The organism is Stenotrophomonas sp. SrG (genome assembly GCF_050031795.1).
GTDB classification, from domain to species: domain Bacteria; phylum Pseudomonadota; class Gammaproteobacteria; order Xanthomonadales; family Xanthomonadaceae; genus Stenotrophomonas; species Stenotrophomonas rhizophila_A.
The window spans coordinates 1-23,814 of the sequence record NZ_JBNBBE010000011.1 but is presented as its reverse complement, the minus strand read 5'-3'; the positions used below and the strand labels follow the sequence as shown (position 1 = coordinate 23,814).

General features: G+C 68.4%; 10 protein-coding genes. 2 read left to right on the top strand and 8 right to left on the bottom strand.

Translation table 11 applies throughout. The features are described 5' to 3' along the window. Positions 1–217: 217 nt before the first annotated feature. From ACQG3P_RS11700 to ACQG3P_RS11690, 3 genes are all read right to left on the bottom strand, one after another. The gene (locus tag ACQG3P_RS11700; RefSeq protein WP_426805127.1) at positions 218–3,832 is read right to left on the bottom strand and encodes a hypothetical protein; all 3,615 of its coding nucleotides are present in this window, start codon (positions 3,830–3,832) and stop codon (positions 218–220) included. Positions 3,833–3,842: 10 nt separating this feature from the next. Next, on the bottom strand, positions 3,843–14,843 hold the full coding sequence (locus tag ACQG3P_RS11695) for an Ig-like domain-containing protein (protein WP_426805126.1): 11,001 nt from the start codon (positions 14,841–14,843) through the stop codon (positions 3,843–3,845). A 97-nt stretch (positions 14,844–14,940) separates the two neighbouring features. Continuing rightward, positions 14,941–16,869, bottom strand: a complete 1,929-nt coding sequence (locus ACQG3P_RS11690) for a hypothetical protein (protein ID WP_426805125.1) — start codon at positions 16,867–16,869, stop codon at positions 14,941–14,943. A gap of 456 nt (positions 16,870–17,325) precedes the next feature. Between ACQG3P_RS11690 and ACQG3P_RS11685 the strand changes: the two genes are divergently transcribed. After that, positions 17,326–17,802, top strand: coding sequence for a helix-turn-helix domain-containing protein (locus ACQG3P_RS11685; protein ID WP_426805124.1), 477 nt, complete (start codon positions 17,326–17,328; stop codon positions 17,800–17,802). A gap of 30 nt (positions 17,803–17,832) precedes the next feature. Here the strand turns inward: ACQG3P_RS11685 and ung are convergent, their stop codons facing one another. The 5 genes from ung to rhlB form a co-directional block, all read right to left on the bottom strand. Further along, positions 17,833–18,537 carry a uracil-DNA glycosylase gene (gene ung, locus ACQG3P_RS11680; RefSeq protein WP_093534854.1) on the bottom strand — a complete coding sequence of 235 codons (705 nt, stop codon included), beginning with the start codon at positions 18,535–18,537 and terminating at the stop codon, positions 17,833–17,835. Further along, entirely contained in the window at positions 18,534–19,376 is an 843-nt protein-coding gene (locus ACQG3P_RS11675) for a response regulator (RefSeq protein ID WP_068854238.1), read from the bottom strand. The genes ung and ACQG3P_RS11675 overlap by 4 nt, the downstream gene beginning before the upstream one ends. A 12-nt stretch (positions 19,377–19,388) precedes the next feature. Continuing rightward, the gene (gene ftsX / locus ACQG3P_RS11670; protein WP_426805123.1) at positions 19,389–20,339 is read right to left on the bottom strand and encodes a permease-like cell division protein FtsX; all 951 of its coding nucleotides are present in this window, start codon (positions 20,337–20,339) and stop codon (positions 19,389–19,391) included. Next, a complete protein-coding gene (gene ftsE / locus ACQG3P_RS11665) occupies positions 20,336–21,022 on the bottom strand; it encodes a cell division ATP-binding protein FtsE (protein WP_068854240.1) in 687 nt (228 codons plus the stop codon). Before ftsE ends, ftsX begins: the two co-directional genes overlap by 4 nt. Before the next feature lie 141 nt (positions 21,023–21,163). Further along, positions 21,164–22,876 carry an ATP-dependent RNA helicase RhlB gene (gene rhlB / locus ACQG3P_RS11660; protein ID WP_306987367.1) on the bottom strand — a complete coding sequence of 571 codons (1,713 nt, stop codon included), beginning with the start codon at positions 22,874–22,876 and terminating at the stop codon, positions 21,164–21,166. Between the two features lie 539 nt (positions 22,877–23,415). On the opposite strand from rhlB, the gene trxA reads away from it, so the two are divergent. After that, positions 23,416–23,745, top strand: a complete 330-nt coding sequence (trxA, locus tag ACQG3P_RS11655) for a thioredoxin (RefSeq protein WP_068854242.1) — start codon at positions 23,416–23,418, stop codon at positions 23,743–23,745. Positions 23,746–23,814 lie beyond the last annotated feature (69 nt).

Sequence of the window (23,814 nt, the reverse complement as noted above, 5' to 3'; positions counted from 1 at the left end):
CCCCTAACGTACCGCGAAATGGTGACAGTTGCGAGTGGCCGCCCTTCGGCGCAATTCCAATATAAATCAATATGATACAGTCCAAAACGTCACCACCACGTCGTTTTGGGCAGGACAATCCCACAAAGATCGGCCCATTCAGGATGAAAACGTTGCCAGGCATTCAGCCGAAGCGCCCGAATGAGATGAACGGTGGCAGGCCAGACAATGCCGAAGCCTAGTAATACCCGGACAAATTCAGGAAGAACCCCTTCGCTTCATACCGCAACTCGGTCAGGTCATCACTGAACTCGGTGAAGTTGTACCCCGCACCAATCTTGAAGTTCTGCCCCACCTGGCGGTCCACGCCCACCAGCCAGCCCTTCTTGTCGCCGCCCTCGCGCACGTCCAGCCAGCGGTACTCGCCCATCGCCTCCCACTGCGCGAACAACCGGTAGCGCAACTGCAAGGCGGAGAAGTTGACCCGGCTGTCCAGCCACGCGCCCTCGCCGCGCCCGGTGCGGTAATCGCCCCAGCGCCCCGCCAGCTTTCCGGCCAGCTCCCACCGGTCGCTGAGCTGCATCACGCCTTCAAACGAGATGATCTGCGACTTCTGGTCGTACACGTTGCCACCTTCCTGGCCCAGCGACGCCACGTCATAGAGATACGTGTACTTGCCGAAGGCCGCCCAGCGCGTGTTGTCGTGCGGACGCCAGGCAAAGCCCAGGTTGGACTCCACCAGCTTGGCATCGGCCAGCGGGTTGCGCTTGTCATCCGTGTCGGCGTAGTTGGCGCGCAGCGCGATGCGCCAGTCCTCGTTGACCTTGTACAGCAGCCGGTTGGTGGTCACCCACTGCCGACGATCTTCAGCGCCTTCGTCGCGGCGGTATTCGAGCTTGCTCGTCCACTGCGTATCGGCATCGGTGCGGCCACCGCTGACGCTGTAGGCGCGGCGATCGACGCGCCCGGTCGTCGCATCCAGTTCGCCGTCCATCACGCTGAAGCCCAGCGTCCAGCCCTGCGCGGGGTAGAAGTCCATGCCGAAGGTATGCACCAGCCCGGCGCTGTCGTCGCGGCGGTCCTTCAGGTACTGGCTTTCGTTGAACACGTTGACCTGGTTGCTCAGGCGCCAGCGCTGGCCCAGCGTCCAGCCCGACTGCAGCCCGGTGTCGTAGAGCGGGTCGGTGGTGGTCCGGTCGGTGCTGTAGCTGTAGTTGCCATAGAAGCTGTGCTCGGGCGTCATCCAGTATTCGCCTTCGAGCTTGGCGCCATCGCCGCGGCTGCCGCTGCTCACTTCCGCGCCCAGGCTGGAGCGGTCGCCGAACAGGTAGCGCGCGCCCAGCGTGGCCAGGTCGTTCTTCTCATAGGCGCCGCTGTCGTCATCCACGGTCAGCTGCCCTACCCCATACAGCTCCCACTTGGCACCGAAGCGCTGCCGGTAACTCAGCGCCGCCAGGGTGCCGTCCACGTCGGTACCGGCGTTCTCCTCGCGCACCCGGCGCAGCTCGGCGCCGAGCTGACCGTCATTGCCCAGCCGCCAGTCCATGGTCAGCTGCGACTGCTCCACTGCTACCTCACCGCGCTCGGCGCGGCTGTGCCGACCGTACAGGCTCAGGTTGTCGGTGAAGTAGCCCAGGAACTCGGCACCGTATTCCTCCAGCGCCAGCCCACTGTCCATGCGCGAGACCGAGAAGCCGGCGTCCACGTCGCGCCACCAGGCGCCCATGCTCCAATCCTGCTTGGTCCACCCCAGCTCGCGCAGGTTGGCGCGCGCTTCCACCGCGCGGGCATCGCCCTTGCGGTCGCCGCTGACCGGGTTGCGCTGGATGAAGCTCAGGCCGCCGTTGTCGGAGTAGAAGATCGGCGCGGCAGTAGCCTCGGTGCGGGTCTGTTCCAGTTTCAGGTAAGTGCCGCGCCCAGCCTGAAGGGTAAGGTCGGCGCCCATCAGGCTGTAGTCGTCGCCACTGCGGTTCTCGTCGACGTAGGTGCCGCCCACCGCCACGTGGTCGCCGAACCACTGCTTGCCGCGCAGCCCGGCGCTCACGTCGTCGGTGCTGAAGCCCAGCGGGATGTACTCGTAGTCCACCAGGAGCAGCTGGTCATAGCCATCCAGTGGCGTATCACGGGTCAGCGTGCGCACGTTCTCGCGCGTGATCTGCGACAGCGCGCGGGTCAGGAACAGGCGGCCCTGGATCTCGTTGATCTCGTAATCCCGACCGCGCTGCAGGGTGGTGCGTGTCTCGGTTCGGCCGGTGGTGCGATCGCGCACTTCCATCACCACCTGCTCCGACCCGGGCAGCAGGTCGGTGTGGCGCAGGTAATAGAGGCTGCCGCCGGTGCCGAGGAACTCGGTGTGGCCAAGCGCGGACTGCGCCTCGGAACCGAAGGCCTTGAGCAGCGAACGCGGGTCGCCCAGCGGGGTGGTCGCGCGCGAGCGCCAGCTCACCGCCGCGCCGTACAGCGAACGCACGTACTGGCCGTACTCGGTGCCGGTGAAGCCAGTGGCGAAGTTGCCCCACAGCGCCTGGTTCTGGTCCCAGTCCACGCGCACGTACAGCTTGCCCTGCGTGTCGATGTCGCGATACGTGGTGGAGTCGTCACCGTATACCGGGTAGTACTGGTCCGGATCGAGGCGGCGGAACACATCGCGCGCGTCGGCGTCCAGGAAGCCGTCGAACAGCCGCTTCAGCTCGCGGTCGTAGGTGTCGGCCTGCGCGGTGACCAGGTACTTCCCGCGCAGCTTGCTCTTCAGGTAGAACGCCAACCGGCCTTCGCTGAGGAAGCTGTCGTCCTGGTCGCGGTCGGCGGCGAGCGGATCCAGGTTGCCGCTGGCGGTATTGCGCGACAGCGTCACATCGGCCAGCGCCACCAGGAAGCGGTAGCTGCCGGTCACTTCCACGTCGAGCGTGCGGGTCAGCGTCGGCGCATCCATGGCCTCCACCTGCACGGTGTACCGGTGCTCGCCAATCGGCTCCAGGAACTCGGCGGCAAACTTCTGCTCCAGGTCCACCGGGAAGCTCTGCCCGTTGATCATCACCCGTGCATTGGGGCTCAACCCACGCCCGTAGATCCGCACCCGCGAGCCATAGATCGGAATGTTCTGCTGGCGCAGCGCGTTCTGCCCGTAGATGGCATTGCTCAGCTGCTGTGCCTGCGCATCGTCTCCATCGAGCACGCGACCCAGGGTGCGCTGCACGTTGTCCCGCACCAGCTGGGTGCCGCGTTCGTAGTCGGTGGGCAGTACCAGCTGGAAGCGCTGCGCGTTGGTTTCATCGAAGGAACCATCCCGGCCGTAGGCCCGGGCGATGTACTGCAGGTCATCGCCAACGCGCAGGTTGAGGTTTTCCGGCAGCTGCCCGTCCCACTCGGTGTTGCCGACGTAGTCCACCGGCATCTCGATGCGCGCCAGTGGCGTGACCAGGTCAGTGTCGCTGCCGCGGTAGATCACCACTTCCAGGCGCTCGATGAACGAGGCGTAGTTGTTGTAGCCGTGGAAGCGCAGCGGCTTGGTCAGCCGGCCGTTCTCGAACGGGGCCATGGAGCCCGTCTGCACATTGAGCACCGGCGCCGACAGCGCCGGATCTTCGGTGGCCCAGACCACGGCGCCATCGGGGAGCTCGGTGGCCGACGCACCATTGGGTGCCGGCACCACCGCGCCGGGTTCCGCAGGACCGGCGGGAGCATCCGCCGCCGGACGCACCTGCAGCAGCAGGTCATTGCCCTGCCGACAGCCGTCCACCCCGCACAGGGTGGTGGGCACTTCGGGCAGCGGTTGCGGCGCCTGCGCGTGGGTGATCGGCGACCACAGCGCCAACAGGAGCATCAGGGAGCTGAGTGAGGTCTTGCGGTTCATGGTCATCTCCTCAGCGGTCCGCACGGTCGGCGGGGCGGGCCGGCGCAGCGGGCTGCACCTGGACCTGCACACGGGCGGCAATATCGGCAGGCAGCCGTGGCAGCAGGGCCTTGCGCAGCACCTCGGCGCGCTGCCCGGCCAGTGCAGGCGTGGCCTGCCCGGCGGCTACGTTGACCTGCCCCCCGCCCTGCGCCTCCAGCGTGCGTGCTGCATGCGCCAGCACCGTCTCGGCAGCGGCGCCCAGCGTGGCCTGGCCGGGAACGAACAGCCCTTCCCCAACCTCCAGCACCGATTGCGGTGGCCCGGCGTTGAACCTGCCTTCGGGCAATGCGACGCCGAAGTCGAAGCGCACCGGCAACCCCGGGGTGATCCGGCGCAGCAGCGGATTGCGGGTCGTGAAGCGTGCGTCGGCCGGCAACGTGGTCGGATCGACCTTGAGGATGAAGTTGCGTCCGCGCGCCTGGCCACCGTTGATGCCGACCAAGTGATAGCGGCCGTACGCATCGGTTTCGATCACCAGGCCTTCCACCGATGCCACGCGGACACCGGGGATGCCACGTTCGCCTGCGTCCTGCACGCCGTTGCCGTTGCGATCGTTGAACACGCTGCCGATCACCAGGCTTTCGTCCAGCAGCGGGTCGCCGATCACCTCCACGTCGGCAGAGGCCACGTTGCTGATGGTGGTGCCCAGCACGTCATTGGCAGTGATGCGGTTGGTATGCACACCCAGCCCCACGCCCGCCCCCACCCGCAGGTAGTACACCAGCGTGGCCGATCCACCGGCGCGGATGTCCAGGCCGTCGATGCGCAGCGGTGCCACGCCGCTGGCACGTGCGGAATTGTCGATGTCCTGCGCCTCGAACCCGCCCGGGATGAAGGTGAAGCCACTGGGCAGGGTGTCGAACAGGGTGACGCCCAGCGCGTCGAAGTCGCCCATGTTCTCCACGGTGACCACATAGCGCACCACGTCACCCACCTTCACGCTGCGCTGGGTGGCCTGCTTGGTCAGGCGCAGCACCACCGCATCGGCGGTGACCACCACGTTGACCCAGCCTTCCACGCACACCGGGGTCGGCATCGAGGCATCGCAGATGTTGTAGCTGAAGTTGTCCAGACCGCTGTAACCGACGAAGGCGGTGTAGATGCATTCGCCGTTGCCGCAGGTTGCGCGTCCGTTGCCCGCCGCCCTGCCCAGCCGCATCGATGCCGGGTTGATGCGAGCGCCGCTGGTGGTGAGGTTGTCCAGCAGCGGTACGGTGGTGGTGGTCCCACTGAGCACGGTGATGTTCTCGTCCACCACGTCCACGTCATTGACCTGGGTCTGCACGGTGACCGTGGCACTGCTGCAGACCGCCGGCGAGGCCTGGTTGCAGAGGCTGTAGGTGAAGCTGTCGGCACCGCTGAAGTTGGTCATCGGGGTGTAGCGCACGCTGCCGTCAGGCAGCACCACCGCCGTGCCCATGGTCGGCGCGGTGGTGATGGTCACCGCCACCGTGCCCGGATCGACCGGCGTGCCATTGGCCAGGTCGTTGGCCAGCACCGGCACATCGACGGCCGTGTCCTGCGGTGTGCTGGCCTGGTCGTTGTTGGCAACCGGCACGCTGTTCGGCGCTGCCGCCAGGGTGACCGACACCGTACCCACCGCGCATACCGTGGGCTGCGCCACCAGGCAGATCTGGTAGGTGGTGGTGTAGGTCGTCCCGGGCGTACCGGCAGTGACGTCGACGCTGCCGTCGGGCTGGATGGTCAGCGCCGGGGTGTTGGTCGGCGTCAGCACCACCGTGGTCGGGTCCACGGGCGTGCCGTTCAACGTGTCGTTGGTCAGCACGTTGGTCACGCCGGTGGCGCCGCCCGGGGGCACGCCGGGCACGCTGTCGTCGTTGGCCACCAGGACACCCGCGCTGGCCAGGGTGACCGACACCGTGCCGATATCGCACACCGCCGGCTGGGCCACCAGGCAGATCTGGTAGGTGGTGGTGTAGGTGGTGCCGGGCGTGCCCGCCGCGACGTTGACACTGCCGTTGGGCTGGATGGTGATGGCGGCGGTGTTGACCGGGGTCAGCACCACCGTGGCCGGGTCCAGCGCGGCACTGTTGTAGGTGTCGTTGGTCAACACGTTGGCCACACCGTTGGCGCCGGCGGCCGGCACATTGGCCACCGTGTCGTCCACCGCGTCGAGCAGGCCTGGCGTGGTGGCCAGGGTGACCGACACCGTGCCGATGTCGCACACCGTCGGCTGTGCCACCAGGCAGAGGCGGTAGGTGGTGGTGTAGGTGACACCCGGGGTACCGGCCGCCACGTCCAGGCTGCCGTTGGGCTGGATGGTCAGCGCCGTGGTGTTGTTCGGGGTCAGCACCACCGTGGCCGGGTCGAGCGCGGCGCCGTTGAAGGTGTCGTTGGCGAAGACGTTGAGCACGCCGAGCGCCCCGGTCGCCGGTACGTTGCTGGCAGTGTCGTCCACCGCATCGAGCAGCGCCGCGGTGACCGTCACGCTGACGGTGGCGGTGTCGCACACGTTGAGGTTGGGCGCGGGCAGGCACACCTGGTAGGTGAAGGTGTCGGTACCGGTGAAGCCCGCGTTGGGGGTGTAGCTGATGGTGTTGTCGCCGTTGACCACGGCGGTGCCGTTGGACGGCGGCACCGGCACGGTGAACACCGCGCCGACCGGCAAGGTGTCGTTGGCGGCCACGGCCAGTACCGTGGTGCCGGTCCCGGCGGGCAGCGCGTCGTCGGCCGCATCCGGGCGCACCGCGACCAGCGCGGTGGCCTGGGCGCAGTTGCCCGGCTGTGCGTTCTCGCACACCTGGTAGGTGAGCGTGGTCGCTGCCGGCAGCGTGCCCGGTGCCACGGTCACCACGCCGTTGGCGGCCATGCTGTAACCCGGCACCGCGCCGACCAGCGAGGCGGTCACCGGCGTGGTCCCCGGAACGATCGGGGCGCCGTTGAAGGTGTCGTTGAGCAGCACGCTGGCGGTGGTGCCACCGGTCGGCGCAACCGGCGCGCCGCTGAAGTCATCGGCCTGCGCGACCAGCGCGCTGGCCGTCACCGTCAGGCTTACCGACGCGGTATCGCACACGCTGCCATTCGGTGCGGGCAGGCACACCTGGTAGGTGAAGCTGTCCGCGCCGGTGAAGCCTGCGGTTGGCGTGTAGCTGATGCTGCCATCGGGATTGACCACGGCGGTGCCGTTGGCCGGCGCGACCGGGACGGTGATCGTCGGGTTGAGCGGCAGCGTGTCGTTGGCGGTCACTGCAAGCACCGTGGTGGCGCCCGCCGTGGCCGACAGCGTGTCGTCCGCAGCGGCCGGGCTGACCGCCACCAGCGCGGTGGACTGTGCACAGTTGGTCGGCACGGCGGTCTCGCAGACCTGGTAGGTCAGCGTGACTGCAGCGGGCGTGGTGCCGGCCGCAACGGTGACGACACCGTTGGCGGCCATGCTGTAGCCCGGCACCGGGCCCAGCAACGACGCGGTCACCGGGGTCGTGCCGGGCACGATCGGGGTGCCATTGAAGGTGTCGTTGAGCAGCACGCTGGACGTGCTGCCACCGGCAGCCGGTGCGATCGGGGTGCTGCTGAAGTCATCGGCCACGGCGGTGACCGTGGTGACGGCGACGGTGATCGAGACCGTCGCGCTGTCGCACACACCGGCACCCGGGGCGGGCAGGCAGGCCTGGTAGGTGAAGCTGTCCGGGCCGGTGTAGCCGGGGTTGGGCGTGTAGCTGATGGTGCCGTCGCCGTTGACGATGACGCTGCCGTTGGCCGGGCCGGCCGATACGGTAATGGTCGGATTGACCGGCAGGGTGTCGTTGGCGATGACGTTGAGCACCGTGGTGGTACCCGCCGCTGCGGTCAGCGTGTCATCAACCACGACCGGGCTGACCGCAACTACGGCGGTGGACTGCGCGCAGTTGGTCGGCACGGCCACTTCGCACACCTGGTAGCTGAGCGTCACCGCCGCCGGCGTGGTGCCGGGGGCCACGCTCACCACACCGTTGGGGGCCATGCTGTACCCGGTCACCGGGGTCACCAGCGATGCCGCGACCGGAGTGGTCCCGGGCACGATGGCAGCGCCGTTGAAGGTGTCGTTGAGCAGCACGCTGGCGGTGCTGCCGCCGGTCGCGGGTGCGATCGGTGCCGCGGTGAAGTCATCGGCCACCGCAGTGAGCGTGGTGGCGCTGACGGTGAGGGTCACCGTGGCGGTATCGCACACACTGCCGCCAGGTGCCGGCAGGCACAGCTGGTAGGTGAAGCTGTCCGGGCCGGTGTAGCCGGCGGTCGGGGTGTAGCTGATGGTGCCGTCGCCATTGACCACGGCGGTGCCGTTGGTCGGTGCGACCGGAAGGGTGACCACCGGGTTCAGCGGCGCCGCATCGTTGGCCAGGACGTTGAGCACGGTGGTGGTGCCGGCGGTGGCCGGCAGTGCATCGGCGACGGCATCCGGGCTCACCGCCACCAGCACGGTCGCGGCCGCGCAGTTGGTCGGCACCGCGTTCTCGCACACCTGGTAGTTGAGCGTCACCGCGGCGGGCGTGGTGCCAGCCGCAACGGTGACGACACCGTTGCCGGCCATGGTGTAGCCGGGCGCCGTGGTCAGCAGCGATGCGGTTACCGCCGTGGTCCCGGGCACGATGGCGGCACCATTGAAGGTGTCATTGAGCAGCACGCTGGCGGTGCTGCCGCCGGTCGCCGGTGCGATCGGTGCTGCGGTGAAGTCATCGGCCACCGCGGTGAGCGTGGTCGCGCTGACAGTGAGGGTCACCGTGGCGGTATCGCAGACACTGCCGCCCGGTGCGGGCAGGCACAGCTGGTAGGTGAAGCTGTCCGGGCCGGTGTAGCCGGCGGTCGGGGTGTAGCTGATGGTGCCGTCGCCATTGACCACGGCGATGCCGTTGCTCGGTGCGACCGGGAGGGTGACCACCGGGTTCAGCGGCGCCGCATCGTTGGCCAGGACGTTGAGCACGGTGGTGGTGCCGGCGGTGGCCGGCAGTGCATCGGCCACCGCATCGGGGCTGACCGCGACCACCACGGTGGCGCCGGCGCAGTTGGTCGGCACCGCGTTCTCGCACACCTGGTAGTTCAGCGTCACCGCGGCGGGCGTGGTGCCGGCCGCAACGGTGACGACACCGTTGCCGGCCATGCTGTAGCCGGGCTCGACGGTGAGCAGGGTGGCGGTCACCGGGGTGGTACCCGGCACGATCGGCGCACCGTTGAAGGTGTCGTTGAGCAGCACACTGGCGGTACTGCCGCCGGTCGCCGGCGCGATGGGCGCGCTGGTGAAGTCGTCGTTGACCGCGGCAAGGCCGGTCAGGCTGACAGTGACCGCCACCGATGCCGTATCGCAGACGGACGCGCCGGGGGCCGGCAGGCACACCTGGTAGGAGAAGGTGTCCGCGCCGGTGAAGCCGGCCGTGGGCGTATACGTGATGGTGCCGTCGCCATTGACCACGGCGACGCCGTTGGCGGGCGCAACCGCGATCGTGATCGACGGGTTGGCCGGCAGCGTGTCATTGGCGCCGACATTGAGCACGGTGGCGGTACCCGCCGTGGCCGGCAGGGTGTCGTCCACCGCGTCCGGGCTGACCGCCACCACGGCGGCAGCCGCGGCGCAGTTGGTCGGGACGGCGGTCTCGCAGACCTGGTAGTTCAGGGTGACCGCGGCAGGCGTGGTGCCCGGGGCCACGCTGATCACGCCGTCGGCGGCCATGCTGTAGCCGGTTTCCACGGTCAGCAGGGTGGCGGTCACCGGGGTGGTGCCCGGCACGATGGGTGCACCATTGAACGTGTCGTTGAGCAGCACGCTGGCGGTGCTGCCACCGGCTGCCGGGGCGATCGGCGTGGCGGTGAAGTCATCGGCCGCAGCGGTGAGCGAGGTCACCGCCACGGTCACGGCGACCGTGGCGGTGTCGCAGACACCGGCTGCCGGCGCGGGCAGGCAGACCTGGTAGGTGAAGCTGTCCGCGCCGGTGAAGCCGGCCGTGGGCGTATAGCTGACGGTGCCGTCGCCGTTGACGAGCGCCGTGCCGTTGGTCGGCGCGGCAGCCACGGTCACGGTCGGTGCAAGCGGGGCGGTGTCGTTGGCCAGCACGTTGAGCACGGTGGTGGCGCCGGCAGTGGCCGGCAGCGCGTCGTCCACCGCGTCCGGGCTGACCGCCACCACGGCCGTGGCACCGGCGCAGTTGGTCGGCACCGCGTTCTCGCAGACCTGGTAATTCAGCGTCACCGCCGCCGGCGTGGTACCGGCGGCCACGGTGATCACGCCATTGGCCGCCATGCTGTAGCCGGTGACCGGCGAGGACAGCGAGGCGGTCACCGCCGTGGTACCGGGATTGATCGGTGCACCGTTGAAAGTGTCGTTCAGCAGCACGCTGGTGGTGCTGCCACCGGTCGCCGGCGCGATGGGCGTGGCGGTGAAGTCATCGTTGGTCGCGGTGAGCGTGGTGGCGCTCACGGTCAGCGACACCGTGGCGGTGTCACACACTCCGGCACCCGGCGCCGGGAGGCACACCTGGTAGGTGAAGCTGTCAGGACCGGTGTAGGCGCCGGCCGGGGTGTAGGTGATGCTGCCGTCGCCGTTGGCCACCGCCGTGCCGTTCGCGGGCGCGCCGACAACGGTGACCACCGGGTTCAGCGGTGCGCTGTCGTTGGCAAGCACGTTGAGCACGTTGGCGGTGCCGGCGGTAGCCGGCAGCGTGTCATCGGTCGCGTCCGGGCTGACCGCAACGAGCGCGGTGGCGGCTGCGCAGTTGGTCGGCAGCGCGGTCTCGCACACCTGGTAGCTCAGGGTCACCGCGGCAGGCGTGGTGCCTGGCGCCACGCTGACCACGCCGTTGGCGGCCATCGTGTAGCCGATAACCGGACTGATCAGCGTGGCGGTCACCGGGGTGGTGCCCGGCACGATCGGCGCGCCATTGAAGGTGTCGTTGAGCAGCACGCTGGCGGTGCTGCCGCCCGCCGCCGGCGGGATCGGCGACGCGGTAAAGTCGTCGTTTGTCGCGGTGACCGTGGTCGCCGTCACCGTGAGCGCCACCGTGGCGGTATCGCACACGCTGCCATGCGGGGCCGGCAGGCACAGCTGGTAGGTGAAAGTATCGGGTCCGACAAACGCACCGGTGGGCGTATAGCTGAGCGTACCGTCGCCGTTGACGACCACGTTGCCGCCGGTCGGGGCGGTGGTCACGCTGAGCACCGGGGTGAGCGGCGCCACATCGTTGGCCAGCACGTTGAGCACGGTGGTGGCGCCGGCGGCCGCCGGCAGCACGTCGTTGACCGCGTCCGGGCTCATCACGACCACGGCGGTGGCCGTGGCGCAGTTGCTGGGCAGCGCGGTTTCGCAGACCTGGTAGTTCAGGGCGATGGAACCTGGCAGCGTGCCGGCCGCTACGGAGATCACGCCGTTGGCGGCCATGCTGTAGCCCGAGGTCAGCGTGGTGAGCGAGGCGGTGACCGGGGTGGTGCCCGGCACGATGGCCACGCCGTTGAAGGTGTCGTTGAGCAGCACGCTGGGCGTGCTGCCGCCCGTGGGCGGGATCGGGCTGGCGCTGTAGTCGTCGTTGACCGCGACCAGGGCACCCGCGGCAATGGTGATCGCGACCTGTGCGGTATCGCAGGTGGCGCCGTCCGGTGCCGGCAGGCACACCTGGTAGGTGAGCGAGTCCGCGCCGCTCTGCCCGGCGTTGGCGGTGTACTGCAGGGTGCCATCGGCCGCGAGCACGGCAACGCCCTTGGTCGGCAGCTGGGTCACCGTGAAGGTGACGCCGGCGGGCACATTGTCATTGGCGGCCAGGTTGAAGCTGCCCGGCTGGGTGCCGGTGACGCTGGCCGTGTCATCGGCCGCATCCGGCGCGATCAGCACCTGTACGTCGGCCGTGTCGCAGTTGGTCGTGGAGCCGAGTTCGCACAGGGCATAGCTGAGCGTGGTGGCGCCAGCCGGGGCGAACCCGGCCACGGTGATGACACCGGCACCATCGATGCTGAAGCCGGCCGGTGCGCCCACCAGGTTCACCGTGACCTGCAGCGGATTGGCGGCGGCCCCGTTGAAGGTGTCGTTGCCCAGCACGCTGGGCGTGGTGCCGCCCACGCCCGGCGCGAACACCGGTGCGCGGAAGTTGTCGTCCAGCGCGTCGAGGGTGTTGGCGACCACGGTGATGTTCACCGTGCCGGTGGCGCAGGTGGTGGCGTCCGGCGCAGGCAGGCACACCTGGTACTGCGCGGTCTGCGGGCCGGCGGCAGCCGGCGTGTAAGTGAAGTTGCCGTTGGGCTGCAGGGTGAAGGTGCCTGCGGCGGGCGGCGTGAGCAGGGTATAGCCCGCGCCGGCCGGTGCGTTGTCGTTGATGCTGACGTCGCCCACCAGCGGTTGCCCGGCCGGCGTGGTGTAGGTGTCGTCGGTAGCCGCGGGGGCGATCAGCAGGGCCACCTGCGCGGTATCGCAGTTGCTGCCCGCGCCGGCTTCGCACAGTTCGTAGGTGAGGCTGACTGCACCGGCGGCGGCACCGGCGGGCACGTTGATGACCCCGGCGCTGGTGATGGTGAAGCCCGGTGGCGGCGCGTTGACCAGGCTCAGGGTGACCTGGGCGGCGGTGACCGGGGCGGCATTGAAGGTGTCGTTGCCCAGCACGCTGGCGGTGCTCCCGCCGGTGACCGGCGAAATCACCGGGGCGGTGAACACATCGTCGACCGCGTCGATCGTATTGGCCGCGATGATCACGCTCACCGTGGCCGTCGCGCAGGTGCCACCGTTCGGCGCCGGCAGGCAGACGCGGTAGTCGAAGGTGTCGGTGCCGCTGGTTCCCGGGTTGGCGGTGTAGGTGAGCGTGCCGTTGCCGGCAAGATCGATGGTGCCCAGCGTGGGCGCGGTAATGGCGAAATACTCCGAACCGACCGGTGCGTTGTCATTGGTCGCGATCGAACCGTTCACCGACTGCCCGGCCTGCACGTTGAAGGTATCGGCCAGCGCAGTAGGCGCGACCAGCAGCTGGACGTCGGCGTCGTCGCAGTTGGCCGGCACGGCGACTTCGCAGAGCCGGTAGCTGAGCGTGACCAGGCCCGACGGAATGTTGGCGGCGACGGCGATGGTGCCGCTGGTCGGGTCCAGGGTGTATCCCGGCGTGGTCGACAGCAGGGTCGCGGTCACCGTCCCCGGCACCACGGCGCTGCCATTGAGGGTGTCATTGCCCAGCACGCTGGGCGTGGTGCCGCCGGCGCCCGGGATGGCGGTGGCGAAGGTGTCATCGTTGGCCAGCAGCGCGTTCGCGCCGAGAGTGACGGTGACGGTCGCGGTATCGCAGACAGTGCCATTCGGTGCAGGCAGGCAGACCTGGTAGCTGAAGGTGTCGGTACCGGCAGCGCCCGCGTTGGGGGTGTAGGTGAAGGCGCCATCGCCGCCGATGACGGCAGTGCCCTGGGTGGCCGGGGTGACCAGCGAGAAGGCTGCGCCGGGCGCGGCAATGTCGTTGGTGCCCACGTTACCCAGCGCCGGTTGCCCTGCCCCGGGTGTGGTCACGGCATCGTCCACCGCATCGGGCCCGACCACCAGCTGCACGTTGGCGGTATCGCAGAGGGTCGGCGCGCTGGTGAGGCAGATGCGGTAGGCCAGGGTCACCGCGCCGGCAGCGGTGCCTGCAGGCACGGTGATGAAGCCGCCGGCGTCCATCACGTAGCCGGCCGGAGCGGTGATCAGCGTAGTGGTCAGATTGGCCGCGACGACCGGATTGCCGTCGAAGGTGTCGTTGGCCAGCACGCTGGTGGCCAGCGTGCCGCCGCTCTGTGCCGGCACCGGGGTTGCGGTGAAGTCATCGGCCACCGCGTCGATGACGCTGGCGTTGATGTTCAGCGTGACCGTGGCGGTATCGCACGCGGCGCCATTGGGCGCGGGCAGGCACAACTGGTAGCTGAAGGTGTCGGTGCCGGTCGCGCCTGCATTGGCGGTGTAGGTGAAGCTGCCATCGCCGAGCAGCTGCAGGGTGCCCTGGGTGGGCGCGGTGCCGGTCTGGGTGAAGGTGGAGTCGACCACGTAGTTGTCGTTGTCGCGCACGTTGGCGACCAGCTGCGCGCCAGCCTGCACGGCGTAGCTGTCGTCCACGGCATTGGGCCCGACCACCAGCAGCACGTTGGCGGTATCGCAGTTGGCCGGCGATGCCTGTTCGCACAGCTGGTAGGTCAAGGTCACCGGGCCGGCGGCGGCGGTGGCCGGCACGTTGACGGTGCCATCGGCGGCAATGCTGTAACCCGACGGCGCACTGGTCAGCGACAGCACCATGTTGGCGGCCACGACCGGGACGCCGTTGAGGGTGTCGTTGGTCAACACGCTGGCGGTGGTGCCACCGGCACCCGGCGGCAACGGCGCGGCGCGGAAGTCGTCGTCGTTGGCAAGCAGCGCTGCGGCCTGCACGGGAATGGTGGGGGTGGTGGCGGTGTTGTCGCCCGGGGTCGGGTCGGTGGTGCCCAGCGGCGGGGTGATGGTGGCCACGTTGGCGGCGATGGTGGCCGGCGTTGTGGTCGGCGCGGTGCCGTTGACCAGCACCACCAGGACTTCACCGACGCCGACGTTGACGCCGATGTTGACGCTGCCGGTGCCCGATGCCGCCGCACACTGCGTGCTGGGCGAGACCACCGCGCAGGTCCAGCTCACTGCGGTCAGCTGCGCCGGCACGCTGTCGACCAGCGTGGCCCCCACCGCCTGCGACGGCCCCTGGTTGCGCAGCTCGATGCGGTACTGCACCGCGCCGCCGGCGGCGACCGGCGTGGGCGTGGTGATGGTCTTGAGCACGCTCAGCTGCGCGCTGGCGGCCAGCGTGTTGCTGTCGCTGCTGGTGTTGTTGCCCGGGGTGGGATCGGAGATGTCGGCCGGTGCGGCGACCGTGGCGGTGTTCACCAGCGGGTTGCGGTAGGCCTGCGCCTGCGCACCGCTCGCGGCCAGGGTCGTCAGCAGGATGCCGGCCAGCGGCAGCGCGCGGGCGCGCAGGCAGCTTTCAGCGAGCTGGGAAAGGAAGCGTCGGGCGCTGGCGGTCGACATGCAGGAATCCTCGAAAGCAGCGCGCAGGCATTCGGCCGCGCACCACGTGTTGCGACGTTGCTGTCGGCGCGCCACCGGGCGCGCCGGGTGGATACGGCTAGTACGCGGCAGGGTCGGCGCTGAAGATCACCGGCACGGTGATCGTTGCCTGCCCGCCGTTGATCAGGTCCACACCCAGGCTCACCCCATTGGTTCCCGCCGCACCGCCACTGGCGGCGCTGCAGACGCTTCCCGCCGACGCGATGCAGCTCCATGGCGCGCTCAGCGTGGCGCCGGCCGGCAAGGTGTCGGTCACCTGCGCCGCCGTGACCGGATCGGGCCCGGCATTGCTGACGGTGATGACGTAGCTGGCGGTTCCGCCGGGGGTATAGGAACCGCTGCCATCGGACTTGGTGATCGAAAGATCGGCCTGGCGCGTGCGGTTGGTGATCCGGCACACCACGTTGAGCGGCTGCGCCGACAATGCCGGCGAAGTGAAATTGAAGTTCTGCCCGGTACCGCTGGTCAGCGTGGTGCCGGCCTGGTCCTTGCACTCCCAGGTGCTGGCGTAACGCGCAAGCACCGTGGCGGTGCCTGCGGTTTCAGCCAGGGTGTAGACCGTGCCGGGCGTGGTGACCACCGCGGTGGTGGCGCCGTTGTTGCCGACATTGGCCACGCTGGCCAGTACCGTCGCGCCCTGGGCGACACTGAGGTTGAACAGTCCGGGGTCGGTGGTGGGCGCCAGCGTCTTGACCAGCTGCACGGTGGCCGCGCAGCTCTGCGAGATGCTTTCGACGGTGAATACCGCCTGGCCGATGCGGATGCCGAGCAGGCCCAGCAGGTTGTCCACCACGCCGCCAAGCACGGCGCTCAGGACCGGTGCGATGACGGTGTTGATCACGCCGCGCAACGGCGTCAGCAACGCAGGAATGATGGCGTTGACGATGCTGTTCACCGGCAACGGCAACTGGATGAGGTTGTTGACCAGCCGTACCACCGGCGTGCCGCTGGTGATCTGGATTTCGAGCGAGTTGACCAGCGAGGTGACCAGTGCCGTGGCGGTCACCGTGCCGCTGCTCAAGGTGCGTGTCTGTGGATAGGGACCGTTGAACACCACGGACTGGGTGGATGGGGTGCCGGTGGCCACCGCACGCAGGGACACGGTCAGCGGCACATCGACATCCGCCACTTTCAGACCGCTGAGCAGGTTCACGCCCACCGTGACCGCCAGCGAGGTGGCGCTGATCGGGGTCACGCTGGCGGGGGTGAGCACGGCGCTGCGGTTGAAGAACACCGCGTCGCTGATGGTGCCGATGTACAGGTTGACCAGGCCCGGCCGCGCCTGCAGGGTCACCGCGTTGCTGGCCAGGTTGACCGCGTTGATGGTGCCTTCGGCGCGGGCGACATCGGCATACACGGACAGATGCAGCAGCGAGGCGGTGATGTTGGTGCCGGCCAGCGAGACCAGGCCACCTACGTTGAGCCCGTTCAACGCGGACACCAGCGGTGCGATGTTCAGCCCCTGGGCGACGTCGAAATCGAATTTGAGGCGGATCGCGGCGCTGTGGAAGCCGGTGCCGACCGGGCCGCAGTTGTACACCGGCGGTTCGACCACCTGCGCCCAGATGCGCACATTGGCCAGGCCAGCCAGGCCGAGCGGGGCCAGCTGCGCGGTGGTGAGGGTGATCGGCGTGGGCGTGGTCACCACGTTGCGGAAGTTGTACAGCTGCACGCCACCGGTGATCAGGTCCAGTACGTCCAGGTTGACGTTGGCCAGCGAGCCGGGCGGCAGGCTCACCTGCAGCAGGTCGGCCAGGCGGATGTTGCCGGTCAGGCCGCTGAGCGATGGCGTGAGCAGGTTGAGTGCGTTGGCGGCCAGCGTGTTGCCGTCAGCCTGGAGCACCGAAACCAGCGCGGCCTGCAGCTGGCCCAGGGTGATGTTGGCGTTGAGCACCTGGCTGGGGTCGCTGACCGCGACACCCCCGTTGAGGCGGGTCAGCAGGGCATTGAGATTCACATCGGCACCGGCGATGTGGTTCCAGTCCACTGCGGTGATATTGATATTCGTTCCGGGCAAAAGCGTCGTGAAAAGCAGATTCAGGACCGGACTCTGGGTGCTGTCCACCTGCGCAAGTCGCGGACCAGCAGAAACACACGCGCCATTTGCCGTGCACGCATCCTGGGCATTTGCGACAGTGAAAATGCTGGATAACGCGAGCCCCATCACAATTAATGCGGAGATACTGACAATCCTGAACCGCACTAACATCCTTTTCACACCTGAAACATTATCCATCGGCCATCCCCCGGTCGTGGCCGCAGCACTCCATCCCGGGTAGGAAAATGCCTACCATGGGTGACCGGGTGCTGGCCTGTCTCGTTCAGATTCTGCCGGCGGACTTTCTGGCCGGCATGGAGGATTAACTACGTGGACGGGCGACAATCGTCAAACCGGCCAGTAGTTTTACTGAGGGAAGTTTGGCTGTCGCTGCGGGTTTTACGGATGGGTAACCCTGCGGTGCCAACGACGGACAGCGATTCTGTACATTCTGTTGAAAGAATTGCTGTCTCGTTAGTATCGATAACCATCCACCACTCAAGGAACGGGAAGGGGATTGCCATGCTCACGATGTCAGACCGGATCCGTGGGGCGCGGACCAGTGCAGGGCTGTCGCAAACGCAACTCGCGAATGAGACTGGCGTGAAAAGAAGTGCGGTAGCGCAATGGGAAAGAAGGGAGGGCACGCATCCGAGCGTGGAGCACCTGGCCCGCATTGCGGTGGTGACGCAGGTGCGTTTCGAGTGGCTGGCCACCGGGCGGGGCTGCGGCAAGGCCGATGGCGGGGAGCTGAGCGCCGCGGCGCCCACCGCCGATTACGCGCGCAACGACCTGGAGGGCAACATCCTGTCGCTGTTCCGGCGCCTGCCGCCGCGCAAGCGGCAGGTAGCGCAATCCATCATCGAAATGCTGGGTGTGTAGACAACGACGGTAGGTAACGACTGTTGGTCGTTACGCCGACATCGGCGGCAACGACCAGTCGATGCCGCCCAGGCCCCGTCGCTCCAGGTACTGGTTGGCCGACGAGAAGTGTCGGCATCCCAGGAAACCGCGATGTGCCGACAGCGGCGACGGATGCGGTGCCTTGAGCACGCGGTGGCGGCCGGTATCGATCACCTTGCCCTTCTGCTGGGCGTAGCTGCCCCACAGCAGGAACACCAGGCCCTCACGCTCGCGGTTGAGGGTGTCCACGACGTGGTCGGTGAAGCCTTCCCAGCCGCGTTTCTGGTGGGAGCCGGCCTGCCCCTCTTCAACAGTCAGCACCGCGTTGAGCAGCAGCACGCCACGGCGGGCCCACGGCAGCAGGCAGCCATGGTCCGGGCGTGGCAGGCCGAGGTCGGCTTCCAGTTCCTTGTACATGTTCAACAGCGATGGCGGCACCGGCACGCCGGGCATCACCGAGAAGCTCAGGCCATGGGCCTGGCCCGCACCGTGGTACGGATCCTGGCCCAGGATGACTACCTTGACCTGGTCGAACGGGGTGGCGTCGAACGCGGCAAAGATCTGTGGGCCTGGCGGAAACACGTGCGCGCCGGCCGCCTTGCGCTGGCGCAGGAAGGCCGCCAGGTCGCGCATTTCGGGGCGCAGCAGGTAATCGCCAATACGCGCCTTCCAGCTCGGTTCAAGCTGGATGGTCGGGTGTACGTCGTCGTTCATCGCACCAGGGGTTTGTCGTTGAGGCGTGACAGGCGCAGCTGGAACAGCACCTTGGTGACCAGCAGGCGCTCTTCGATCGGCTTCTGCACCAGGTCGTTGGCGCCGGCCTGCAGCAGCCCGGACTGGTTGAGCGGGTTGCCGTCGCCGGTCATCACCAGCACCGGCAGGCGCCGCTTGCCGTAGCCGAAGTCCACGCGCACGCGCTCGACCACATCCAGCCCACTCAGCTCGCCCTTCAGGGTGACGTCCGTAAGCACCAGGTCGATGCGGTGGCTGCTGCGCCCCAGCGATTCGGCGGTAAGCAGTGCGAACGCCTCTTCGGCGGTCATCACATGCAGCACGTTCAGGCTCTGCCGTTCGAGCATGCGCTTGGTCGCTTCGGCGACCACGCGGCTGTCTTCCACGTACAGGATGGTGGCGCCGGGAATGGTTTCCGGCTGCACATAGCCACGGATGAACGTCGCCAGGGCTTCATGGCCCAGCGCCTTGTCGAAATAATCGGTGACGTAATCGGTGAAACGGCGCTGCTCAAGGTGCTGCTGGGCATCACCGGAAACCACGATCACCGGCACGTAGGCCTGCCCGGCGGTTTCGCGTACCAGCCGGGCCAGGTCCAGGCCATCGCCATCACTGAGCGTCAGCGAGGTGGTGACCAGGTTGACCGGACCGGCGGCCAACGCCATGCGCGCGTCTTCAATGCTGGCGCAGCCCACCACCTCGACCGCCGGCAGCTCGCGCTGCAGCACGTCGGCGATGAGCTTGCGGACCAGCTTGGAACCATCGACCACCATGACGCGTGGTGCGTCGTCGACCAGGTGCTTCAGTACTTGCGGACGCATGCAGGGCGGGCCTCAGGTTTCGGTCGGACGGGTCTGGCGCAGGAAATGCCCCGTCACCAGCCACGCGCCCAGCCAGCCCAGCACGACAGTGCCGACCAGCACGAGCGAAGAATGCAACAGGTCCAGCCCATGCAGCACGAAGGGGCTGGCATAGCTCTGCGACAGCGCGGCCAGTGGCGGGCGCAGCGCGAGCCCGGCCCCACCGACCAGCGCCAGGGCCAGCGCACCGGCACCCAGCCCGTACCACGCGCCCAGGTAAAGGAACGGGCGGCGGATGAATCCATCGCTGGCGCCCAGCAGCTGCAGCACGCCGATTTCATCGCGGCGCGCCTGGATATCCAGCCGCACCGTGTTGCCGACCACCAGCGCCGCGCCCAGGCCCAGCAGCACCGACAGCACCTGCACCAGGCGCGTGCCGAAGCCCAGCCAGGCATCCAGGCGCTTGCGCCACAGCGCATCGTGCTGGACCAGATCGGCCTGCGGCATGCCTTCCAGCGACTGCGCCAGGCGTGCGTCGTCGGTACCGTTGGCCGGGGTGATGATCAGCAGCGATGGCAACGGGTTGTCGTGCAGCGCATCGATGGCTTCGCCCAGCCCGGCGCTGTCGCGCAGCTCGGCCAGGCCTTCGTCCGGCGAGCGCAGGGTCACCCCGGCCACATCGGCGCGACCGCGCAGCGTGTCGGCGACCTGACGGGCGGCGGCGGCGTCGACGTCGGTCTTCAGGAACAGGTTGATGTCGCGCGACTGCTGCACGCTGCCGGCGAAATGCGTGAGGTTGTCCAGCGCGATCGACAGGCCCAGCGGCAGGGCCAGGGCGAGCGCCATCACCATCACGGTCAGCAGCGTGGCCCACGGCTTGCGCCAGGCACGGCCCAGGCTGAACACCACGCTGTGGCCGTGGTGGTGCAGCCACACGCCCAGGCGCGACGGCGCCGCGGCTTCCTTGTTGGTGGCGGTACTCATTCGGCCAGGTCCTGCGGCGAGATGTCGTCAATGAGCTTGCCGTGGTCCAGGATCAGCACGCGCTTGCGCATGGCGCGCAGCAGCGCCAGGTCGTGGCTGACCACCAGCACGCTGGTGCCGCGCTCGGGCAGTTCGGCGAACAGCGCCATGATTTCAGCGGCCAGGGTCGGATCGAGGTTGCCGGTGGGTTCGTCGGCCACAAGCAGCTTGGGCTCGCCGACGATCGCACGGGCGATGCCCACGCGCTGCTGCTCACCCGCCGACAGCTGAGACGGCAGCGCCTTTTCCCGATGGCCAAGGCCCATGCGCTCGAGCACCGAACGCACGCGCTTGCCGATATCGCCCCGCCGGGTACCGCGCAGGATCAGCGGCAGGGCCACGTTTTCGGCAATGCTGCGGTCCATCAGCAGGCGGTGGTCCTGGTAGACCGCACCCACCGCGCGACGGTGGTGCGGGATATCGCCGCCGCGCACCTTGAGCAGGTTGCGCTCGTCGAACACCACCGCGCCACGGCTGGGCCGTTCGTCGAGGTGGATCAACTTGAGCAGGGTGCTCTTGCCGGCGCCGGAGTGCCCGGTCACGAACAGCATTTCACCGGGCGCGACATCGAAGCTGACGTCCACCAGAGCCTGGTGGCCGCCCGCATAGTGTTTGCTGACATTGTCAAAACGCAGGACGCTCATTCCTCCGATTATGCAGGAGGAGGATGGCGGCGTGGGAACGGCGTGTCGCCCGGCCACCGGCCGGGCGCTACCGTTGATCGGTTTTGGAATGCCGCCCCACCAACGGTGGGGCGCTACGCGGTAGGTAACGACCGTTGGTCGTTACGCCCCTGAAAGCATCCGGCGGATCTTGCGGCCGATGCGGGTCAGGAAGCCTGCACCCGGGTCGGCGGCCGGCGCGGTGTTGCGCATCGGCTTGGCGGTGACCTGCACCGGCGTGACCGACTGCGCGGCACCCTCGGCACCTTCCACCGGACGACCGTGGCGACGGCGGCGGCGCTTGCGCGGTGCACGCTCGCCCTCGGCCGCACCTTCCGGCGCACCTTCGGCGCGCGGCGGGCGCGGTGCCTGGGCAGGCGTTGCAGCCTCCACCGGTGCAGCGCCTTCCACGGCCACGGCGGGCTGCTCGCCTTCCACGCGCGGCTTGCGCGGGCCACGCGGACGGCGTTCGCCGCTGCGCTCACCACTGCGCTCGCCACGGCCACCGCCGGAACGGCTGCCGCTGGACGACCGACCGCCGCCGCGACGCTCTTCCTCGGCGGCGCGGGCTTCGCGCGCTTCGCGGAAGATCTGGCCGACGCTTTCGTTCTCGTCGCCTTCCTCGCCCGGTGCGGCCGGCGCGCGTTCCGGACGCGGCAACGCGGTCAGGATTTCGCTGGTGACCGCTTCCACCGGGATCTTCTGCTCGATGTAGGCCTCGATGTCCGGCAGGCCCATCGCGTAGCGTTCGCAGGCGAAGCTGATCGCATCGCCTTCCTCGCCCAGGCGGGCGGTACGGCCGATGCGGTGCACGTAGTCTTCGGCGTCGAACGGCAGGTCGTAGTTGTAAACGTACTTGATGCCGTCGATGTGCAGGCCGCGCGCGGCAACATCGGTGGCCACCAGGATTTCCAGCTGGCCCTTCTGGAAGCGGTTGAGCAGGCTCTCGCGCTTCTTCTGCGGCACATCGCCGGAGAGCACGCCGACGCGGTAGCCGGCCTTCTCCAGCGAGCGCGCCACGCGCTCCACGAACACCTTGGTGTTGACGAACACCATGGTGCGCGCGCCTTCGCTGCGCGAGAGCAGGCCCAGCAACAGCGGGATCTTCTCTTCGTCGGCCGGGAAGTAGATGCGCTGGCGCACGCGCGCGGCGGTGATCGATTCGCTTTCCACCACCAGCTTCTGCGGCTCGTTCATGTGCTCATAGGCCAGCTCCAGCACGCGGTGGCTGAGCGTGGCGCTGAACAGCAGGGTCTGCCGGGTGGTGCGCTCGGGCATGCGGCGCAGCAGGAAGCGGATGTCCTTGATGAAGCCCAGGTCGAACATGCGGTCGGCTTCGTCGAGCACGCAGATTTCGCAGGCGTGCAGCGAGACCACCTTGTGCTGCTTGACGTAATCGATCAGGCGGCCCGGGGTGGCGATGATCACGTCCACGCCCTGCTGCAGCAGTTCGCGCTGCTTGTCGTAATCCACGCCGCCGTAGACCAGCGCAAAGCGCAGGCCGAGGTCCGAGCCGAACTTCACCGCATCCTTGTGGATCTGGATGGCCAGTTCGCGGGTGGGCGCCAGGATCAGCGCGCGCGGGTCTTCCGGCTTGCGGTCGGCCAGCGCCGGGCGGGTCAGCAGCCGGTTCACCACGGCCACCAGGAACGCCAGCGTCTTGCCGGTACCGGTCTGGGCCTGGCCGGCGACATCGCCGCCGGGCAGTGCCACGGGCAGGGTCAGCGCCTGGATCGGGGTGCAGCGGGTAAAACCAGCGCCTTCAAGGCCAGCCTGCAGGGCCGGATGCAGCTCGAAGGAGGAGAAGGTCAAATCGGTCAGCGGTTTGTCGCTCATGAGTCCGTCTTGGTAAGGCCAGCCGACAGAGATGCGGGTGGCTTGCAATCTTGGGGGCACCGTCGCCATTGGGCCCTGCGCCTGGGAAGGCGGAGGCCGGACCGAACCGGTCCCGGGGCGCCGCACAGTGGGCCAGTTTAACGCAAAGCGGGCGGCAAACCGGGGGAGGCCGTCGCAGACCCCCATGCGACGGACCGCCCAGCCGTAGCGCCACGCCCTGCGTGGCGGCCTTTCACGGCCCCCACCCCCAGTTGAACGCCCGGATCCAGGGGGCTGGAACCGCCAGAGCCCCACCCGCATATAGTTCCCGCCAGCCCCGGCAAAGCGCGATGACGGTCACAGGATGATTCTTTCCAATCGGTGTCTGTCGCCCCGCGACGATAGGGGTACACTGCCGGCCGTGAGCGTCCAGGCATCCATCGGACGCACCGCTGGCCGCACCCGCGGCCACGAGGCAGCAGACGCGGACCAGGCCCCCAGCCCTGTCCAGGTTCAACCCCTCCGGCCCTGCCGGGTGCACTCCAAAACGAGAGACCAAGATGAGCGACAAGGTTGTACATGTCGGCGATGCCGACTTCGATAGCGCCGTGCTGAATTCCAAGGAACCGGTCCTGGTCGATTTCTGGGCCGAATGGTGTGGTCCCTGCAAGATGATCGCCCCGGCCCTCGACGAGCTGGCCGACGCCTACCAGGGCCGCGCCAAGGTCGTGAAGGTCAACGTGGACAACAACCGCGCACTGGCGGCCAAGTACCATGTGCGCTCGATCCCGTACCTGGTGGTGTTCAAGGGCGGTGAGAAGGTTGGCGAGCAGATCGGTGCCGTCGGCAAGGCCCAGCTGGCCGGCCTGCTCGACAAGGCCCTGGCCTGAGCCACCCGGCAGCCGGCCACCCCGGCTGCCCCGGCTGCCCCGCGGGCCCCACGCCCGCATGAATGACCA